Source organism: Georgenia sp. SYP-B2076 (assembly GCF_003991205.1).
Classification (GTDB): Bacteria; Actinomycetota; Actinomycetes; order Actinomycetales; family Actinomycetaceae; genus Georgenia.
Genome location: NZ_RXOZ01000033.1, coordinates 199,306 through 213,814 on the forward strand (window position 1 = coordinate 199,306; position 14,509 = coordinate 213,814).

Annotated in this window: 12 protein-coding genes; 11 read left to right on the forward strand and 1 reads right to left on the reverse strand. The window is 74.1% G+C overall.

Annotation, left to right across the window (positions count from 1 at the left end; genetic code table 11):
- Positions 1-39 precede the first annotated feature (39 nt).
- The 4 genes from EJK16_RS15070 to EJK16_RS15085 all read left to right on the forward strand — a co-directional run bounded on the left by EJK16_RS15070 (position 40) and on the right by EJK16_RS15085 (position 5,124).
- On the forward strand, positions 40-1,020 hold the full coding sequence (locus EJK16_RS15070; protein ID WP_127130728.1) for an ABC transporter ATP-binding protein: 981 nt from the start codon (positions 40-42) through the stop codon (positions 1,018-1,020).
- A complete protein-coding gene (locus EJK16_RS15075; RefSeq protein WP_127130730.1) occupies positions 1,017-1,739 on the forward strand; it encodes an ABC transporter permease in 723 nt (240 codons plus the stop codon). The genes EJK16_RS15070 and EJK16_RS15075 overlap by 4 nt, the downstream gene beginning before the upstream one ends.
- A gap of 206 nt (positions 1,740-1,945) precedes the next feature.
- A complete protein-coding gene (locus EJK16_RS15080; protein WP_370276059.1) occupies positions 1,946-3,736 on the forward strand; it encodes a proline--tRNA ligase in 1,791 nt (596 codons plus the stop codon).
- A gap of 128 nt (positions 3,737-3,864) precedes the next feature.
- Positions 3,865-5,124, forward strand: a complete 1,260-nt coding sequence (locus EJK16_RS15085) for an AI-2E family transporter (RefSeq protein ID WP_164737365.1) — start codon at positions 3,865-3,867, stop codon at positions 5,122-5,124.
- 35 nt (positions 5,125-5,159) lie between these two features.
- Here EJK16_RS15085 and EJK16_RS15090 read toward each other — a convergent pair whose 3' ends face one another.
- Positions 5,160-6,185: a DUF4439 domain-containing protein gene (locus EJK16_RS15090; protein WP_127130734.1), complete on the reverse strand. Its 1,026-nt coding sequence runs from the start codon at positions 6,183-6,185 to the stop codon at positions 5,160-5,162.
- A gap of 102 nt (positions 6,186-6,287) precedes the next feature.
- Here EJK16_RS15090 and rimP point away from each other — a divergent pair, with 102 nt between their 5' ends.
- The 7 genes from rimP to EJK16_RS15125 all read left to right on the forward strand — a co-directional run bounded on the left by rimP (position 6,288) and on the right by EJK16_RS15125 (position 14,365).
- Entirely contained in the window at positions 6,288-6,773 is a 486-nt protein-coding gene (gene rimP, locus EJK16_RS15095; RefSeq protein ID WP_127130736.1) for a ribosome maturation factor RimP, read from the forward strand.
- A 9-nt stretch (positions 6,774-6,782) separates the two neighbouring features.
- Entirely contained in the window at positions 6,783-7,823 is a 1,041-nt protein-coding gene (nusA, locus tag EJK16_RS15100; protein ID WP_127130738.1) for a transcription termination factor NusA, read from the forward strand.
- A gap of 32 nt (positions 7,824-7,855) precedes the next feature.
- Positions 7,856-8,179, forward strand: a complete 324-nt coding sequence (locus tag EJK16_RS15105; protein WP_205739788.1) for a YlxR family protein — start codon at positions 7,856-7,858, stop codon at positions 8,177-8,179.
- A gap of 116 nt (positions 8,180-8,295) precedes the next feature.
- On the forward strand, positions 8,296-11,301 hold the full coding sequence (infB, locus tag EJK16_RS15110) for a translation initiation factor IF-2 (RefSeq protein WP_127130742.1): 3,006 nt from the start codon (positions 8,296-8,298) through the stop codon (positions 11,299-11,301).
- Positions 11,302-11,539: 238 nt separating this feature from the next.
- A complete protein-coding gene (rbfA, locus tag EJK16_RS15115) occupies positions 11,540-12,127 on the forward strand; it encodes a 30S ribosome-binding factor RbfA (RefSeq protein WP_127130744.1) in 588 nt (195 codons plus the stop codon).
- A gap of 65 nt (positions 12,128-12,192) precedes the next feature.
- Entirely contained in the window at positions 12,193-13,269 is a 1,077-nt protein-coding gene (gene truB / locus EJK16_RS15120; protein WP_205739794.1) for a tRNA pseudouridine(55) synthase TruB, read from the forward strand.
- A 91-nt stretch (positions 13,270-13,360) separates the two neighbouring features.
- Positions 13,361-14,365: a bifunctional riboflavin kinase/FAD synthetase gene (locus tag EJK16_RS15125; RefSeq protein ID WP_127130748.1), complete on the forward strand. Its 1,005-nt coding sequence runs from the start codon at positions 13,361-13,363 to the stop codon at positions 14,363-14,365.
- Positions 14,366-14,509: the final 144 nt, after the last annotated feature.

Sequence of the window (14,509 nt, forward strand, 5' to 3'; positions counted from 1 at the left end):
CCCAGGCCGCGCCCGCGCGCCGGGCGAGATAATCGGGTCGTGAGCTCCGACACGTCCCGGATGTCCGACACGAAGACGCACACCGCGGCCCTGTCCGTGCACGGTCTGGGCAAGCGTTTCAGGGACCGGGTGGCGTTCGAGGACGTGTCGTTCGAGATCGGGTGGGGCGAGGTGTTCGGCTTCCTCGGGCCGAACGGTGCGGGGAAGACGACGACGGTGCGCACCCTTGGCACGCTCGTGGCGCCGACCTCCGGCTCCGCGACGGTCGCGGGCGTCCCGCTCACGCCGGAGAACGGCGTGGAGATCCGGCGACGGATCGCGGTCCTGCCCGAGTCGCCGGGGCTGTACCTGCGGCTGAGTGTGGTCGAGAACCTCGAGTGCTTCGCCGACCTGTACGAGACGCCCGCCGCGTCCGCGCGCATCGACGCCGCGTTGCGCGCGGTGGGTCTCGGCGACCGGGCGCACGACGTGTGCGGGGCGCTGTCGAAGGGGCTGCGCCAGCGCGTCGCCCTGGCCCGGGCGCTGCTGAGCGATCCGCAGGTGCTGTTCCTCGACGAGCCGACCGCCGGCCTGGACCCGGCGGCCACCCATGACGTCCACGAGCTGATCGAACAACTTCGGCAGCTCGGCGTGACGATCTTCTTGACGACGCATCGCCTCGAGGAGGCGGAGCGGCTGTGCGACCGAGTGGCGATCCTGAACACCACGCTGCGCACGATCGGTCGGCCCGACGAGCTGCGCGACCGGCTGTTCGCGAAGGCACTGACGGTTCGGACGCGTGCCCCGCTCGCCGACCCGCACCGGGTGTTCGCCGACCTGCCCGCCGTCGACGGTTGGCACCAGGACGGAACCGGTACCTACGTCCTGGCCGTGTCCGACCTGACGGTCGCCGCCCCCGGTGTCACCCGGGCCCTCGTGGCGGCCGGCGCCGACGTGCTCGCGATCCGCGAGTCGCGCCACAGTCTCGAGGACGTCTACCTCGAGCTCATCGGCTCCGACAGCGCCCTGAAGCCGAGATGAGCGTGAGCAGGCGGCGGGTCCGGGCCATCGTGCTGAAGGAGCTCCGGGAGTACCGGCGCAACCGGTCGCTCGTCGGCGGAATGACGATCGTCCCGCTGATCTTTCTCGTCCAGCCGCTGGTTGCCGTCTTCGCCGAGCCCGCGTCCGCGTCGGCCCAGCTGGGCCGTCAGCACGAGCTGCTGTACCTGCTGGGGATCCCGGCGCTGGTGCCCTCGCTGATCGCGAGCTACTCCGTGGTCGCTGAACGCCAGCAGGGCACCCTTGAGCCGGTGCTCACGACGCCGATCCGCCGCGAGGAGCTGCTGCTGGGCAAGGCGCTGGCCATCCTCCTGCCCTCGATCGTGGTCTCCTACGGCGTCTACGGCCTCTTCCTGGCGTGCGTCAGGGCCTTCGCCCGGCCGGCCGTGGCCTCGGGACTCCTCCGCGGGCCGGACGTCCTCGCCCAGCTGATCTTCACGCCACTCCTCGCCACGTTGTCGATCTGGATCGGTATCGCGATCTCGAGCCGGTCGAGTGACATCCGCGTCGCGCAGCAGGTCAGCATGCTCGCGAGCCTCCCGTCGATCGCGGTGACCACGCTGATCGCCATCGGCGTCATCCACGCGACGCTGGGCCTGGCGCTCGTGCTCGGCGCCGCCCTGCTGCTCGCCGCCGGCCTGGGCTGGCGGCTGACGTCTGCGGCATTCGATCGCGAGCGGCTGATCACCCGCACCAGATGACGGCCCACCCGCGCGGGTCGTGGTGGTCATCGCGCGACACGGACCCGGTCCTCCCACGACGCTGGCCCGGTCCTTGGCGCCCGGGCCCGACCCAGTGCGTGCGCCCCCGACCCCGGCGCGTGCGCCCCCGGCGCGGTGTGAGCGTCGTCGCGGGTGGCCGCCACCGGGGGGAGCGCCGCGCGGCCACTAGGCTGGCCCGCGTGCTGATGAAGATGTCGTCCCTTTTTGTTCGGACCCTGCGTGAGGACCCGGTCGACGCCGAGGTCGCGAGCCACCGGCTGCTGGTACGGGCCGGGTACATCCGGCGCGCCGCCCCGGGGATCTACACGTGGCTCCCGCTCGGGCTCAAGGTGCTCGCCAAGGTGGAGCAGATCGTCCGCGAGGAGATGGACGCCATCGGCGGCCAGGAGGTCCACTTCCCCGCGCTGCTGCCCAAGGAGCCCTACGAGGCCACGGGCCGCTGGGACGAGTACGGGCCCAACCTCTTCCGCCTGCAGGACCGCAAGGGCGCCGACTACCTCCTGGCCCCCACCCACGAGGAGATGTTCACGCTCCTGGTCAAGGACCTGTTCTCCTCGTACAAGGACCTCCCGCTGGCGCTGTACCAGATCCAGACCAAGTACCGCGACGAGGCCCGCCCGCGCGCCGGCCTCATCCGCGGCCGCGAGTTCATCATGAAGGACGCCTACTCCTTCGACGTCGACGACGCCGGCCTGGAGCGGTCCTACGAGCTGCAGCGCGGCGCGTACCAGCGCATCTTCGACCGTCTCGGCCTCGAGCACGTCATCGTCCGTGCCATGAGCGGCGCGATGGGCGGCTCGCGCAGCGAGGAGTTCCTGCACCCGACGGCGATCGGCGAGGACACCTTCGTGCGCTCGCCGGGCGGGTACGCCGCCAACGTCGAGGCGGTCACGACGCCGGCTCCCGCGCCCGTCGACTTCACTGACCTGCCCCCGGCCGTGGTGCTCGACACCCCGGACTCGACGACCATCGACACGCTCGTGGAGGCCGCCAACCGGCTCCACCCCCGCAGCGACCGGCCCTGGACCGCTGCGGACACCCTCAAGAACGTGGTCCTCGCCCTCGTCCACCCGGACGGCACCCGCGAGGTCGTCGTCGTCGGGCTGCCCGGTGACCGCGAGATAGACCTCAAGCGCCTCCAGGCCGGCGTCGAGCCCGCCGAGGTCGAGCAGGCGGGGGAGGAGGACCTGAAGGCGCACCCCGAGCTCGTCAAGGGCTACATCGGTCCCGCCGTGCTCGGTCCCAACGGTGCGCCCCGCGACGAGAACGGCGACGGCGGCGCCCTGCGGTACCTGCTCGACCCGCGCGTGTCGCCCGGCACGAGCTGGGTCACCGGCGCGGACGCGGACGGCAAGCACGTCTTCGGTCTCGTCGCCGGCCGCGACTTCACCGCGGACGGGACGATCGAGGCCGCCGAGGTGCGTGCGGGAGACCCCGCGCCGGACGGCTCCGGCCCCCTCGAGCTGGCCCGCGGCATCGAGATCGGTCACATCTTCGCCCTCGGCCGCAAGTACGCGGCGGCGCTAGACCTGAAGGTCTTGGACCAGAACGGCAAGGCCGTCGTCGTCACGATGGGCTCCTACGGCATCGGCGTGACGCGTGCGCTCGCCGCCCTCGCGGAGGCCAACCACGACGAGCACGGCCTGGTCTGGCCGATGCAGGTGGCCCCGGCGCACGTCCACGTCCTCGCCACCGGCAAGGGCGAGGAGATCTTCGCCGCCGCCGAGCGCCTCGCCCAGGGGCTCGAGGCCGCCGGGATGGAGGTCCTCTACGACGACCGTCCCAAGGTCTCCGCCGGTGTGAAGTTCGCGGACGCCGAGCTCCTGGGCGTCCCCCTGAGCGTGGTGGTGGGCAAGGGCCTGGCCGACGGCGTCGTCGAGGTGCGTCAGCGCCGTAGCGGCGAGCGGGAGGAGATCGCCCCCGATCTGGCGGTCGCGCGCCTGCGTGAGCTGGTGGACGAGGCGCTCGCCGGGTAGGCGGCCGCCCGCTCGTCGGCGGGTGTTCGCCCGGGCGGATGCCGGGCGGACGGCGGGATGTCAGCCCGGGCAGAGGCCGGGCCGCCTGCCCGGGCGGACGCCCGGGTGCTGAGGAACACTTGGTACGCATGACCCAAGATCGGTCCGCCATGGTGACGTGGGGACGGCGCGCCTGGGGCGTGATCGGCGTCGGCATCGTCGTCGTGGTCGTCGTCATCGCCGCGAGCAAGGTCAGCCTGGTCCTCACGCCGATCGTGCTGGCGCTGTTCCCCGCGGCGCTCGTCAACCCCTTCTCGTCCCGGCTCCGGCGCAGCAGGCTGCCGAACGCCCTCGGGGCGCTGGTCATCCTGCTGTCCCTGCTGCTCGTCTTCGCGATCCCCGCGTACCTGATCGCGCCGGCCTTCGCCGCGCAGGTTCCCGAGCTCGCCCGGTCCGTGACAGGCGGCCTGGACCAGCTGGACTCCGCCGTCGACTGGTCGAGGCTGCCCGGCAACATCACCGGCCTCAGCGACCTCGCCTCCCAGGCGGCGGCCGCCCTGCGCGGTGGCGGCGCGCTCACCGAGGGCCTCGGCGTCGTGCAGCAGGTCGGCGACTTCGCCACCGGCCTGGTGCTGATGATCGTGATCCTGTTCTTCTACCTCAAGGACGGGCGGCGGATCTGGCAGGCGATCCTCGACCTCGTGCCGGGCAGGTACGCCGGCGACATCGACACCGTCGCGCGGGAGTCCTTCTGGACAATCGGGGCGTTCCTGCGCGGGCAGCTGCTCGTCGCGCTCGTCGACGCGGTCTTCATCGGCCTGGGCCTTTGGGCGCTCGGCGTCCCGCTGGTGCTGCCCCTGGCGGTGCTGGTCTTCTTCGGTGGGCTGTTCCCCATCGTCGGCGCGTTCCTCTCCGGGACCGTCGCCGTCGTCGTCGCACTGGCGGACCAGGGGCCGGTCACGGCGCTGCTCGTCCTCGGCGTGGTCCTGCTCGTCCAGCAGCTCGAGGGACACGTCCTGGCGCCGATCATCCAGGGCCGGATCATCGCGCTCCACCCCTTGATGATCATCCTGTCGGTCACGACGGGCGGTGTGCTCATGGGAATCCTGGGCGCCTTCCTCGGGGTGCCCGTCGCCGCCGTCCTCGCGCGGATCGTCGACCACCTCCGGGGCCGCGCGCCCGCGGCAGGCCCCGCGGCACACGCGGGGGCGCCCCAGGGCGTCGAGGACGCCGTGACCGCCGAGCTCGCGGACCGCTCCGGACAGGCCGGGACCGGCGGGCGCGATCCGGGGCCGGGAGAGGGGTCGCGTGCGGGCGACGGGCCGCGCCAGGGGGGCATGGCCGGCGTGCGGGGCCCGGATGGCCGCCGCGACGGCCCGACGTCCGGCGGGGGCTCGGCGCCCGAGTAGGCGCCCGGCGCGACGGCGGTGCTCCCGGCCCCGCGTCAGCCCAGGCCCGGCAGGGCGGGCAACGTCCCGCCCCAGGCGTGCACCCGCGCCGCGGCGTCCTCGGCGGCGGCCACGAGCGCCTCCCGGTGCCCGGGGTCGGCGCGGCCCAGCAGATAGGTCCAGTGCGCCAGGAGTACCTGCTCCGCGGCCACAGCGAGGTTCTGCTCGGCGCTCAGGGATGGACCCGTGGCCACGTCTGCACCCTCCACCCCGCCCGGGCCGGTGAGCGGGCCGGTGAGGTCGTACGCGCCCATCCGCTCGTCGGGGGCACCCGCCGCGATGGCCGCGTCCACCAGCCCCTGCAGGTACGTCGCGCGCTCGGCGGCGTCCTCCCGGGCGGCGCCCTTGCTGCGCGCCGCGACCGTCTCGAGGCTGTAGCGCGCGGAGTCGAGCACGCGCACCGTCACCCCGTCGACGCCGACCCCACGCAGGTCCTCGGCGGTCATCGGCGCGCCCGCCGATGCCGCCGCCGGCTCGCCGAGCGCGGCCGCGAGGTCGGCCGCGGCGTCCGCCCGGGAGATCGACACGGCGGCCAGGACGGCGGCCAGGGCGTCGTCGTCGGCCTCCAGCGCACCGGCCCGCGCGCTCGCGGCGCCCTCGCGCACGAGCGTCAGGGCGTCCCGCGCGGTGGGCTCCGCCGTCGGCGCGGCCGTGGACACCTCGGGTGTGGCGACGCCGGCGGGGGCGCCCTCCGGCCACGCCATCCACACGCCGCCGAGGGCCGTGGAGTGCGACTGGGCGTCCGCCGCCGCGTCCCGGAGGGCCGCCGCGACGGCGGGGTCGGCGTCGGTGATCTCGGACACCGTCCCGGTGATCGTGGCGGCGTCGACGGCCGCGTCCTGGCGGAGGACCTCGACCGCGTCGGGCGTGGGCACGGCAGGCGGCGGGGTGTCCAGGCGCACGCCGCAACCGGCCAGCAGGGCCGCGGCGGCAACTGTGGCGGCCGCTCGCGTGCCGCGCCGACTGAGGGCGCGCGGACGGTTCTGGGGGGCCCGGTGGGCGGCGCGAGGAAGGGGGGACATCGGTGCCGATCCTCCCACGCGCGGCGTGGGGGCCGTGCCCGGGTGGGTAGTCTGTGGGATTGACCGTGATCGCCCCGGTCCTGCGTGAAGGAGATGTTCTCGATGAGTCCCGCCCGTCCATCCGACCTGCTCAACCGGCTGCGCGCTGCGCTCGAGCCGGTGGTCGGCGCCTCGGGACTGTTCCTCGAGGACGTGACCGTCGCGGCCGCCGGACACCGCAAGATCGTCCGCGCCGTGGTGGACCTGCCCGACGGCCCCGGGGGCGTGAGCTCCGACCAGCTTTCCGAGGTCTCCCGCGAGATCTCCGGCGTGCTCGACGACGTCGACCTCGTGGAGGGCGCCTACACCCTCGAGGTCACCACCCCCGGCACCGACCGCCCGCTCACCGAGCCGCGGCACTACCGCCGCGCCGTCGGACGGCTCGTCACCGCCGAGACGACGGCGGGGCGCGCGGTCACCGGCCGCCTGCGCGAGGCCGACGCCGCGGGCATCGTCCTCGACGTCGCCGGCCGGCGCGAGGAGCTCAGCTACGCCAAGCTCTCCCGCTCGCGTGTCGAGCTCGAGCTCAGCCGACCCGACGAGGCCTGAGGAGGACCTATGGACATTGACATGACTGCTCTGCGCCTGATCGAGAGCGAGCGGGGGATCAGCCTCGACGTCCTCGTCCGGGCGATCGAGGAGGCCCTCCTGCTCGCCTACCACCGCACCCCCGGCGCGATGGAGAAGGCGCGTGTCGAGCTGGACCGCCGCACCGGCCGGGTGACCGTCCTGGCGACCGAGGTCGACGAGGAGGGCCACGACGCCGGCGAGTTCGATGACACCCCGACGGGGTTCGGTCGCATCGCCACCGCCACCGCCCGCTCGGTGATCGTGCAGCGCCTGCGCGACGCCGAGGACGACCAGGTGATGGGCAACTACCGGGACAAGGCCGGCGAGATCGTCAGCGGCGTGGTCCAGCAGGGCCGCGACCCCCGCACCGTGCTGGTGGACATCGGTGACATCGAGGCGGTGCTGCCCGCGCACGAGCAGGTGCCCACCGAGAAGTACGTCCACGGTGACCGGCTGCGCGCCTACGTGCTCGACGTCAGCCGCGGGATGAAGGGCCCGTCCATCACCCTGTCCCGGACCCACCCGAACCTGGTGCGCAAGCTCTTCGCGCTGGAGGTCCCCGAGGTGGCCGACGGGTCCGTCGAGATCATGGCGATGGCGCGCGAGGCGGGCCACCGCACCAAGATGGCCGTGCGCGGCAACGTGCCCGGCCTCAACGCCAAGGGCGCCTGCATCGGCCCGATGGGGCAGCGTGTGCGCGCCGTCATGACGGAGCTGAACGGCGAGAAGATCGACATCGTCGACTACTCCGACGACCCGGCCCGCTTCGTGGCCAGCGCGCTCTCGCCCGCCCGCGTCAGCAGTGTCGAGGTCGTCGACGCCGAGGCCCGCGCGGCCCGCGTCGTCGTGCCCGACTACCAGCTCTCCCTCGCGATCGGCAAGGAGGGGCAGAACGCCCGCCTCGCCGCGCGGCTGACCGGCTGGCGCATCGACATCCACTCGGACACCGAGTCCGACGGCGCGGCCCCCGCCGCCGCGTTGGGTGAGGTGTCCGTCACGGACGAGCACGCCGAGGGCGCGCAGGGGTAGAGTGTTCGTTGGGCATGAGCCCGGAATCCCATATGAGCAGACGCAACGAGACATCCACGCCCGGCAACGGGCCGCTGCGCACCTGTACGGGATGCCGGGAACGGGCCCCGAGGTCCGCCCTGGTACGCCTCGTCCTGGACACCGCCGCGCAGCGCGTGGTGGTGGACCCGGGCCGTGACGCACCGGGACGCGGGGCCTGGCTCCATCCGAGCCAGGAGTGCCTGGATCTCGCCCTGAAGCGCCGAGCGCTTCCACGGGCCCTGCGCGCTGCAGGGCCGGTGGACACCGGCGGGCTGGGCGGGTGGTTCGGCCAGCACGATCCTCGCGAGGCGTCAGATGCGCCCCGCGAACACTGAGTCATCGACGAAGAAAGCGGGTTGGAAGCCGATGGGCACCCGATGAGTACCCAGCGATGAGCTGCCAGCACTAAAAGCGGTCCACCCTGTCCGGGCGGGCCGAGACAGGGAGAGTTGTGGCAAAGGTCCGCGTCCACGAGCTTGCGAAAGAGCTCGGCGTCGACAGCAAGACGGTGCTCGCGAAGCTTCGCGAGCAGGGGGAGTTCGTGAAGTCGGCATCGTCGACGATCGAGGCCCCGGTCATCCGCCGGCTGCGCGAGGCATTCCCCGCAGGGGAAGCACCCACTAAGCCGAACGGCCCCAGCGCCGCGCGGCCCGCAGGCAGGACGGCACCCACCCCGGGTCCCGCCCGACCTGACACCGAGCCGGCGGCGGCACCCGCCCCGGCCGCACCGCAGGCTCCCAGCGAGCCCGCGACCACCCAGGCACCGGCCCCCGCAGCGCCGACGGCGGCACCCGCCCCGGCCGCTCCGGCCCCGGCCGCTCCGGCCCCGGCGGCCTCGGCACCGGCTGCTCCGGCACCGGCCGCACCGGCACCTGCCGCTCCGGCCCCGGCCGCTCCCGTGGCGGCCCCGGCACCCGCGGCCCCGCCCGCGGCCCAGGCGCCCGCCCCCGAGGGGACGGAGGCCACCGGGGCACGCCCCGCGGCCCGGTCCAACGCACCCAAGCCGGGTGCGCGTCCGGCGCCCGCGCCCGAGGCGAAGCCGCAGACCGGGACCCGTCCCGGCGCCGGCACCCGTCCCGGCGCCGGTCGTCCCGGCGCGCCGCGTCCGGGCAACAACCCGTTCGCGCCCTCCCAGGGCATGCCCCGCGCGGGCGGTTCCGGTCGTCCCGGTGCCGGCGGCGGCGCACCCCGCCCGGGCAACAACCCGTTCGCGCCCTCCCAAGGGATGCCGCGCCCGGGTGGGACCGCAGGTCCCCGTCCCGGCGGCACCGCAGGTCCCCGACCCGGCGGCACGGGTGGTCCGCGTCCCGCGGCCGCGCCGCGTCCCGGCGGTGGCCCGCGCCCGAACCCGAACATGATGCCCGGCCACAGCTCCGTGGCGCGGCCCGGTGCGGCACCCGCCCGTGGTGGCGGCCGTGGCCGTCCCGGCGCCGCCGGCACGGGTGGCGCACCCGGTCGTCCCGGTGGTGGCGGCGGCTTCGCCGGTCGTCCCGGCGGCGCCGGCGGCCGTGGTGGCCGTGGCGGCACGCAGGGCGCCTTCGGTCGCGCCGGCGGCCGTCCGGTCCGCGGACGGAAGTCGAAGCGTGCGAAGCGTCAAGAGTTCGAGCAGCAGTCCGCGCCGTCGATCGGCGGCGTGCAGGTCCCGCGCGGCAACGGCTCGACGGTCGTGCGCATCCGGGCCGGCGCCTCGCTGGCGGACTTCGCCGACAAGATCGACGCGAACCCCGCAAGCCTGGTGACGGTGCTCTTCCACCTCGGCGAGATGGCCACGGCCACCCAGTCGCTGGACGAGGACACCTTCAAGGCGCTGGGCGACGAGCTCGGCTACGTGATCGAGATCGTCTCGCCCGAGGAGGAGGAGCGTGAGCTCCTCGGCAGCTTCGACATCGACCTCGAGGCCGAGGAGGCCGGCGAGACCGACGAGGACCTACATCCCCGCCCGCCGGTCGTGACCGTCATGGGTCACGTCGACCACGGCAAGACCAAGCTCCTCGACGCCATCCGTTCCACGGACGTCGTCGCGGGCGAGGCCGGTGGCATCACCCAGCACATCGGTGCGTACCAGGTGACCACCCAGCACGAGGGCGACGAGCGTCCCATCACCTTCCTCGACACCCCGGGCCACGAGGCGTTCACCGCCATGCGTGCCCGTGGCGCGCAGGTGACGGACATCGCCATCCTCGTGGTGGCCGCGGACGACGGCGTCATGCCGCAGACCGTGGAGGCGCTGAACCACGCCCAGGCGGCCGGTGTGCCGATCGTCGTGGCCGTGAACAAGGTGGACAAGGAGGGGGCCAACCCCGCCAAGATCCGTCAGCAGCTCACCGAGTACAACCTCGTGGCCGAGGAGTACGGCGGCGACACCATGTTCGTGGACGTCTCCGCCAAGAACCGCACGGGCATTGACGACCTCCTCGGGGCCGTCCTGCTCACCGCGGACGCCGCCCTCGACCTGCGTGCCAACCCCGACAAGGACGCGCGCGGTGTGGCCATCGAGGCCAACCTCGACAAGGGCCGCGGCTCGGTGGCCACGGTGCTGGTGGAGTCCGGGACGCTGCACGTCGGCGACTCGATCGTGGCCGGTACCGCCCACGGGCGTGTGCGTGCCATGTTCGACGAGCGCGGCGACACCGTCGCCGAGGCCGGGCCCTCCCGCCCGGTCCAGGTCATCGGGCTGCAGTCGGTGCCCCGCGCCGGCGACAGCTTCATCGTCGCCCCCGACGACCGCACCGCCCGGCAGATCGCCGACAAGCGGGCCGCCGCCGACCGCGCCGCCAACCTGGCCAAGCGCCGCAAGCGCATCAGCCTCGAGGACTTCACCAAGGCTCTCGAGGAGGGCAAGGTCGAGACCCTCAACCTCATCATCAAGGGCGACGTCTCCGGTGCCGTCGAGGCACTCGAGGACGCCCTGCTCAAGATCGATGTGGGCCGCGAGGTCGAGCTGCGGATCATCCACCGCGGCGTCGGTGCGATCACGCAGAACGACGTCAACCTCGCGACGGTGGACTCCGCCGTCATCATCGGCTTCAACGTGCGCCCCGCCGAGCGGGTCGCCGAGCTGGCCGACCGCGAGGGCGTGGAGCTGAAGTTCTACTCGGTGATCTACGACGCCATCGACGAGGTGGAGAGCGCGCTCAAGGGCATGCTCAAGCCCGAGTTCGAGGAGGCCCAGCTGGGCACCGCGGAGGTCCGCCAGGTGTTCCGCTCCTCCAAGTTCGGCAACATCGCCGGTTCGATCGTGCGCTCCGGCACCATCCGCAGGAACACCAGCGCGCGGATCACGCGCAACGGCGTCGTGGTGGCCGACAAGGTCAACATCGACTCCCTGCGCCGGGAGAAGGACGATGTCACGGAGGTCCGCGAGGGCTTCGAGTGCGGCATCGGCCTCAGCACGAAGGACGTCCAGGAGGGCGACATCATCGAGACCTTCGAGATGCGCGAGAAGCCGCGCGCCTGACAGGTCGTCAGCCCGGGCGGGCGGAGCTGCCGCAGGCAGCCACCGCCCGCCCGGGTACCGGGCCGTCGTCGTGCCCGCACGGCGACGGCCCCGACCAGCACCATCAGCGACCTCGCGGCACCTGCCGCGAGGTCGCTGCTGCTTCACCGACATCTCTCGTGGCGGCTCCGCCGCCCATGCGAGACAATCACGTCCGAATCCGCCGGCCCCCGGGCCGGCCCCCATCGAGGAGATCCCCATGGCCGACGCCCCTCGCGCCCGCAAGCTTGCCGAGCGCATCCAGCAGATCGTCGCGCGGATGCTCGACACCCGGATCAAGGACCCGCGACTGGGCTTCGTGACCATCACCGATGTCCGCGTCACGGGTGACCTGCAGAACGCGACGATCTTCTACACCGTGTACGGATCGGACGAGGAGCGGGCCTCCTCGGCGGCCGCGCTCGCCTCCGCGCGGGGCCTCATCCGCTCCGAGGTCGGCAAGCAGACCGGCATCCGGCTCACCCCGACCATCGAGTTCGTGCTCGACGCCGTCCCGGAGACCGCCGCCAGCCTCGAGGACGCCCTGCGCGCCGCCGCCCAGCGTGACGCCGAGGTGGCCGCGCTGGCCGCCCGCGCCACCTTCGCCGGCGAGGCCGACCCGTACCGCCGTCCCGACGAGGACGACGACAACGATGACGAGGACGTCGCCGCCGACGAGCTCGAGGACGCCCTCGGCATGGTGGCGGACGACGACGCCGACGGCTCCGCCGCGGACGGCTCCACCGGCGGCTCCGCCGGCGCCCCCGCCGACGAGCGCGCGCAGGGCGCCACCGGGGACGCGCGGTGACCTCTCGCGACGCCGGCCCGCGGGCGGGAGACCGCCCGGCGGCCCGCGACGGGAACCGGCCGGAGCTGCCCCGCGGGCGCGCGACCGCCGCCGACGGGCTGCTCGTGGTCGACAAGCCCCAGGGCCTGACCAGCCACGACGTCGTCGCACGGGCCCGCCGGCTCGCGGCCACGAAGAAGGTCGGGCACGCCGGCACGCTGGACCCCATGGCCACCGGCGTCCTCGTCCTGGGCGTCGGCCGCGCCACGCGTCTGCTGACGTATCTCGTCGGCGCGGACAAGGAGTACACCGCCACCGTCCGGCTCGGGCAGCGCACGGTGACGGACGACGCCGAGGGCGAGGTCACCGCGGCGCCCGGCGCGGCCGCTGTGGTGCGCCCGGACGGCACGGTCGACGCCGACGCCATCGAGGGCGCCCTGGCCGCCCTCCGCGGCCCCGTCACCCAGGTGCCCAGCGCCGTCTCCGCGATCAAGGTGGACGGCAGGCGCTCCTACGCGCGGGTCCGCGGCGGCGAGGACGTGGTCCTGCCCGCCCGGCCCGTCACGATCCACCGGCTCGAGGTGACCGCCGCCCCCCGTGTCGCGCACGTCGACGGCCCGACGCCGGGCGGCACCACGGTGGTCGACCTCGACGTCGTCGTGGGCTGCTCCTCCGGCACCTATGTGCGGGCCCTCGCCCGCGACCTCGGGGAGGCCCTCGGCGCCGGCGGGCACCTCGTCGCCCTGCGACGCACCCAGGTCGGACCGTTCACCCTGGCGCACGCACGGACCATCGACGAGCTCGCGGCCGAGGTCGCGGCCCAGGCCGAGGAGCCCGAGCCCGCGGGCCTGGGCGTGATGAGCCTGACCGACGCGGCGACGTCGTGCTTCCCGGCCCGCGTCCTGACGGCGGAGGAGACGCGCGACGTCCGCGTCGGCAAGGCGCTGACCGCCACCGCGACGCCCGCCGACCCGGCCCCGCCGGTTCCGCCGGCTGCGGACGCGCCGGCTGCGGACGCGCCGGCCCCGCCGGCCGGCACCGGGCCCACCGGCCGGGACCATCCCGTCGTCACGGCCGCGCTCGCGCCCGACGGGCACGTCGTCGCGCTCCTGACCGACCGAGACGGGAAGGGCAGGCCGGTCCTCGTCCTGGACCCGGCGTAGCGAGCCGGGCAGCGCGGACGGGACGAGCCGCGCGGCGAGATAGGGTCGACCACGCGCGCCGCGGCGCGCACCCCAGACGAGGAGGACGCGCGTGCAGGTGTGGACCGGGATCGAGCAGGTCCCCGCGGACCTCGGTGCCACCGTGGCCACGCTCGGCATCTTCGACGGCGTCCACAAGGGTCACCAGGTGATCCTGGGCGCCACCGTCGCCGAGGCGGAGGCCGCGGGACTGATGTCCGTGGCGGTCACCTTCGACCCGCACCCGGCCACGGTGCACCGCCCCGAGGAGCACTTCCAGCTCATCGCCTCGCTCACCGACCGGCTCGAACGGCTGGCGGCCACGGGCCTGGACGCCGTCCTCGTGCTGGAGTACACGCTCGACTTCGCCCGGGCCACGCCGGAGGAGTTCGTGCGCCGGTACCTCCTCCAGGCCCTGCACTCGACGCTGGTCGTGGTGGGGGAGGACGTGCGGTTCGGGCGGGACAACTGCGGCGACCGCCACACCATGGCCGAGCTGGGCCGCTCCCTGGGCTTCGGCGTGGAGATCCTCAGCGACATCCGCGCGGAGAACGGGCGCCGCTGGTCCTCGACCTGGGTGCGCGAGCTGCTGGCCGCCGGGGACGTGGCCGGTGCCGCGGAGGTCCTCGGGCGCGCGCACCGCGTGCGTGGCGTCGTCGTCCACGGGTTCAAGCGCGGGCGGGACCTGGGCTACCCCACCGCGAACCTCCTCGCCGACGACCTCGGCGTCGTCCCCGCGGACGGCGTCTACGCCGGCTGGCTGATCCGGCCCGAGCACGCCCCGGACGACGGCACGTCCAAGCGCCTGCCCGCCGCGATCTCGGTGGGGACGAACCCCACCTTCCACGACGTGCAGCGCACCGTCGAGGCGTACGTCCTGGGGCGCACCGACCTCGAGCTGTACGGCGAGGAGGTCGTCATCGAGCTCGTCGAGCGGCTGCGCCCGATGGTGACGTTCGACGGCATCCCGGCGCTCCTGGAGCAGATGGCCGACGACGTGGCGCGCAGCGCCGCGATCCTGGGGGTGCCCGCGCCCGCGCGCCCCGACGTCTACGCCGCGGACCCGCCGACCGGCTGACCGCAGCAGACCTGCCGACCGGCTGATCGCCGCCGACCCGGGCGACCGTGGAGGGCGGTGTGTGGCGAAGGCCCGGTCGCGGGGGATCCTGCGCGCCTGATAGGCTGCTCGGTGCCGTCAAGCCGGCCACGGATGTGTCATGCC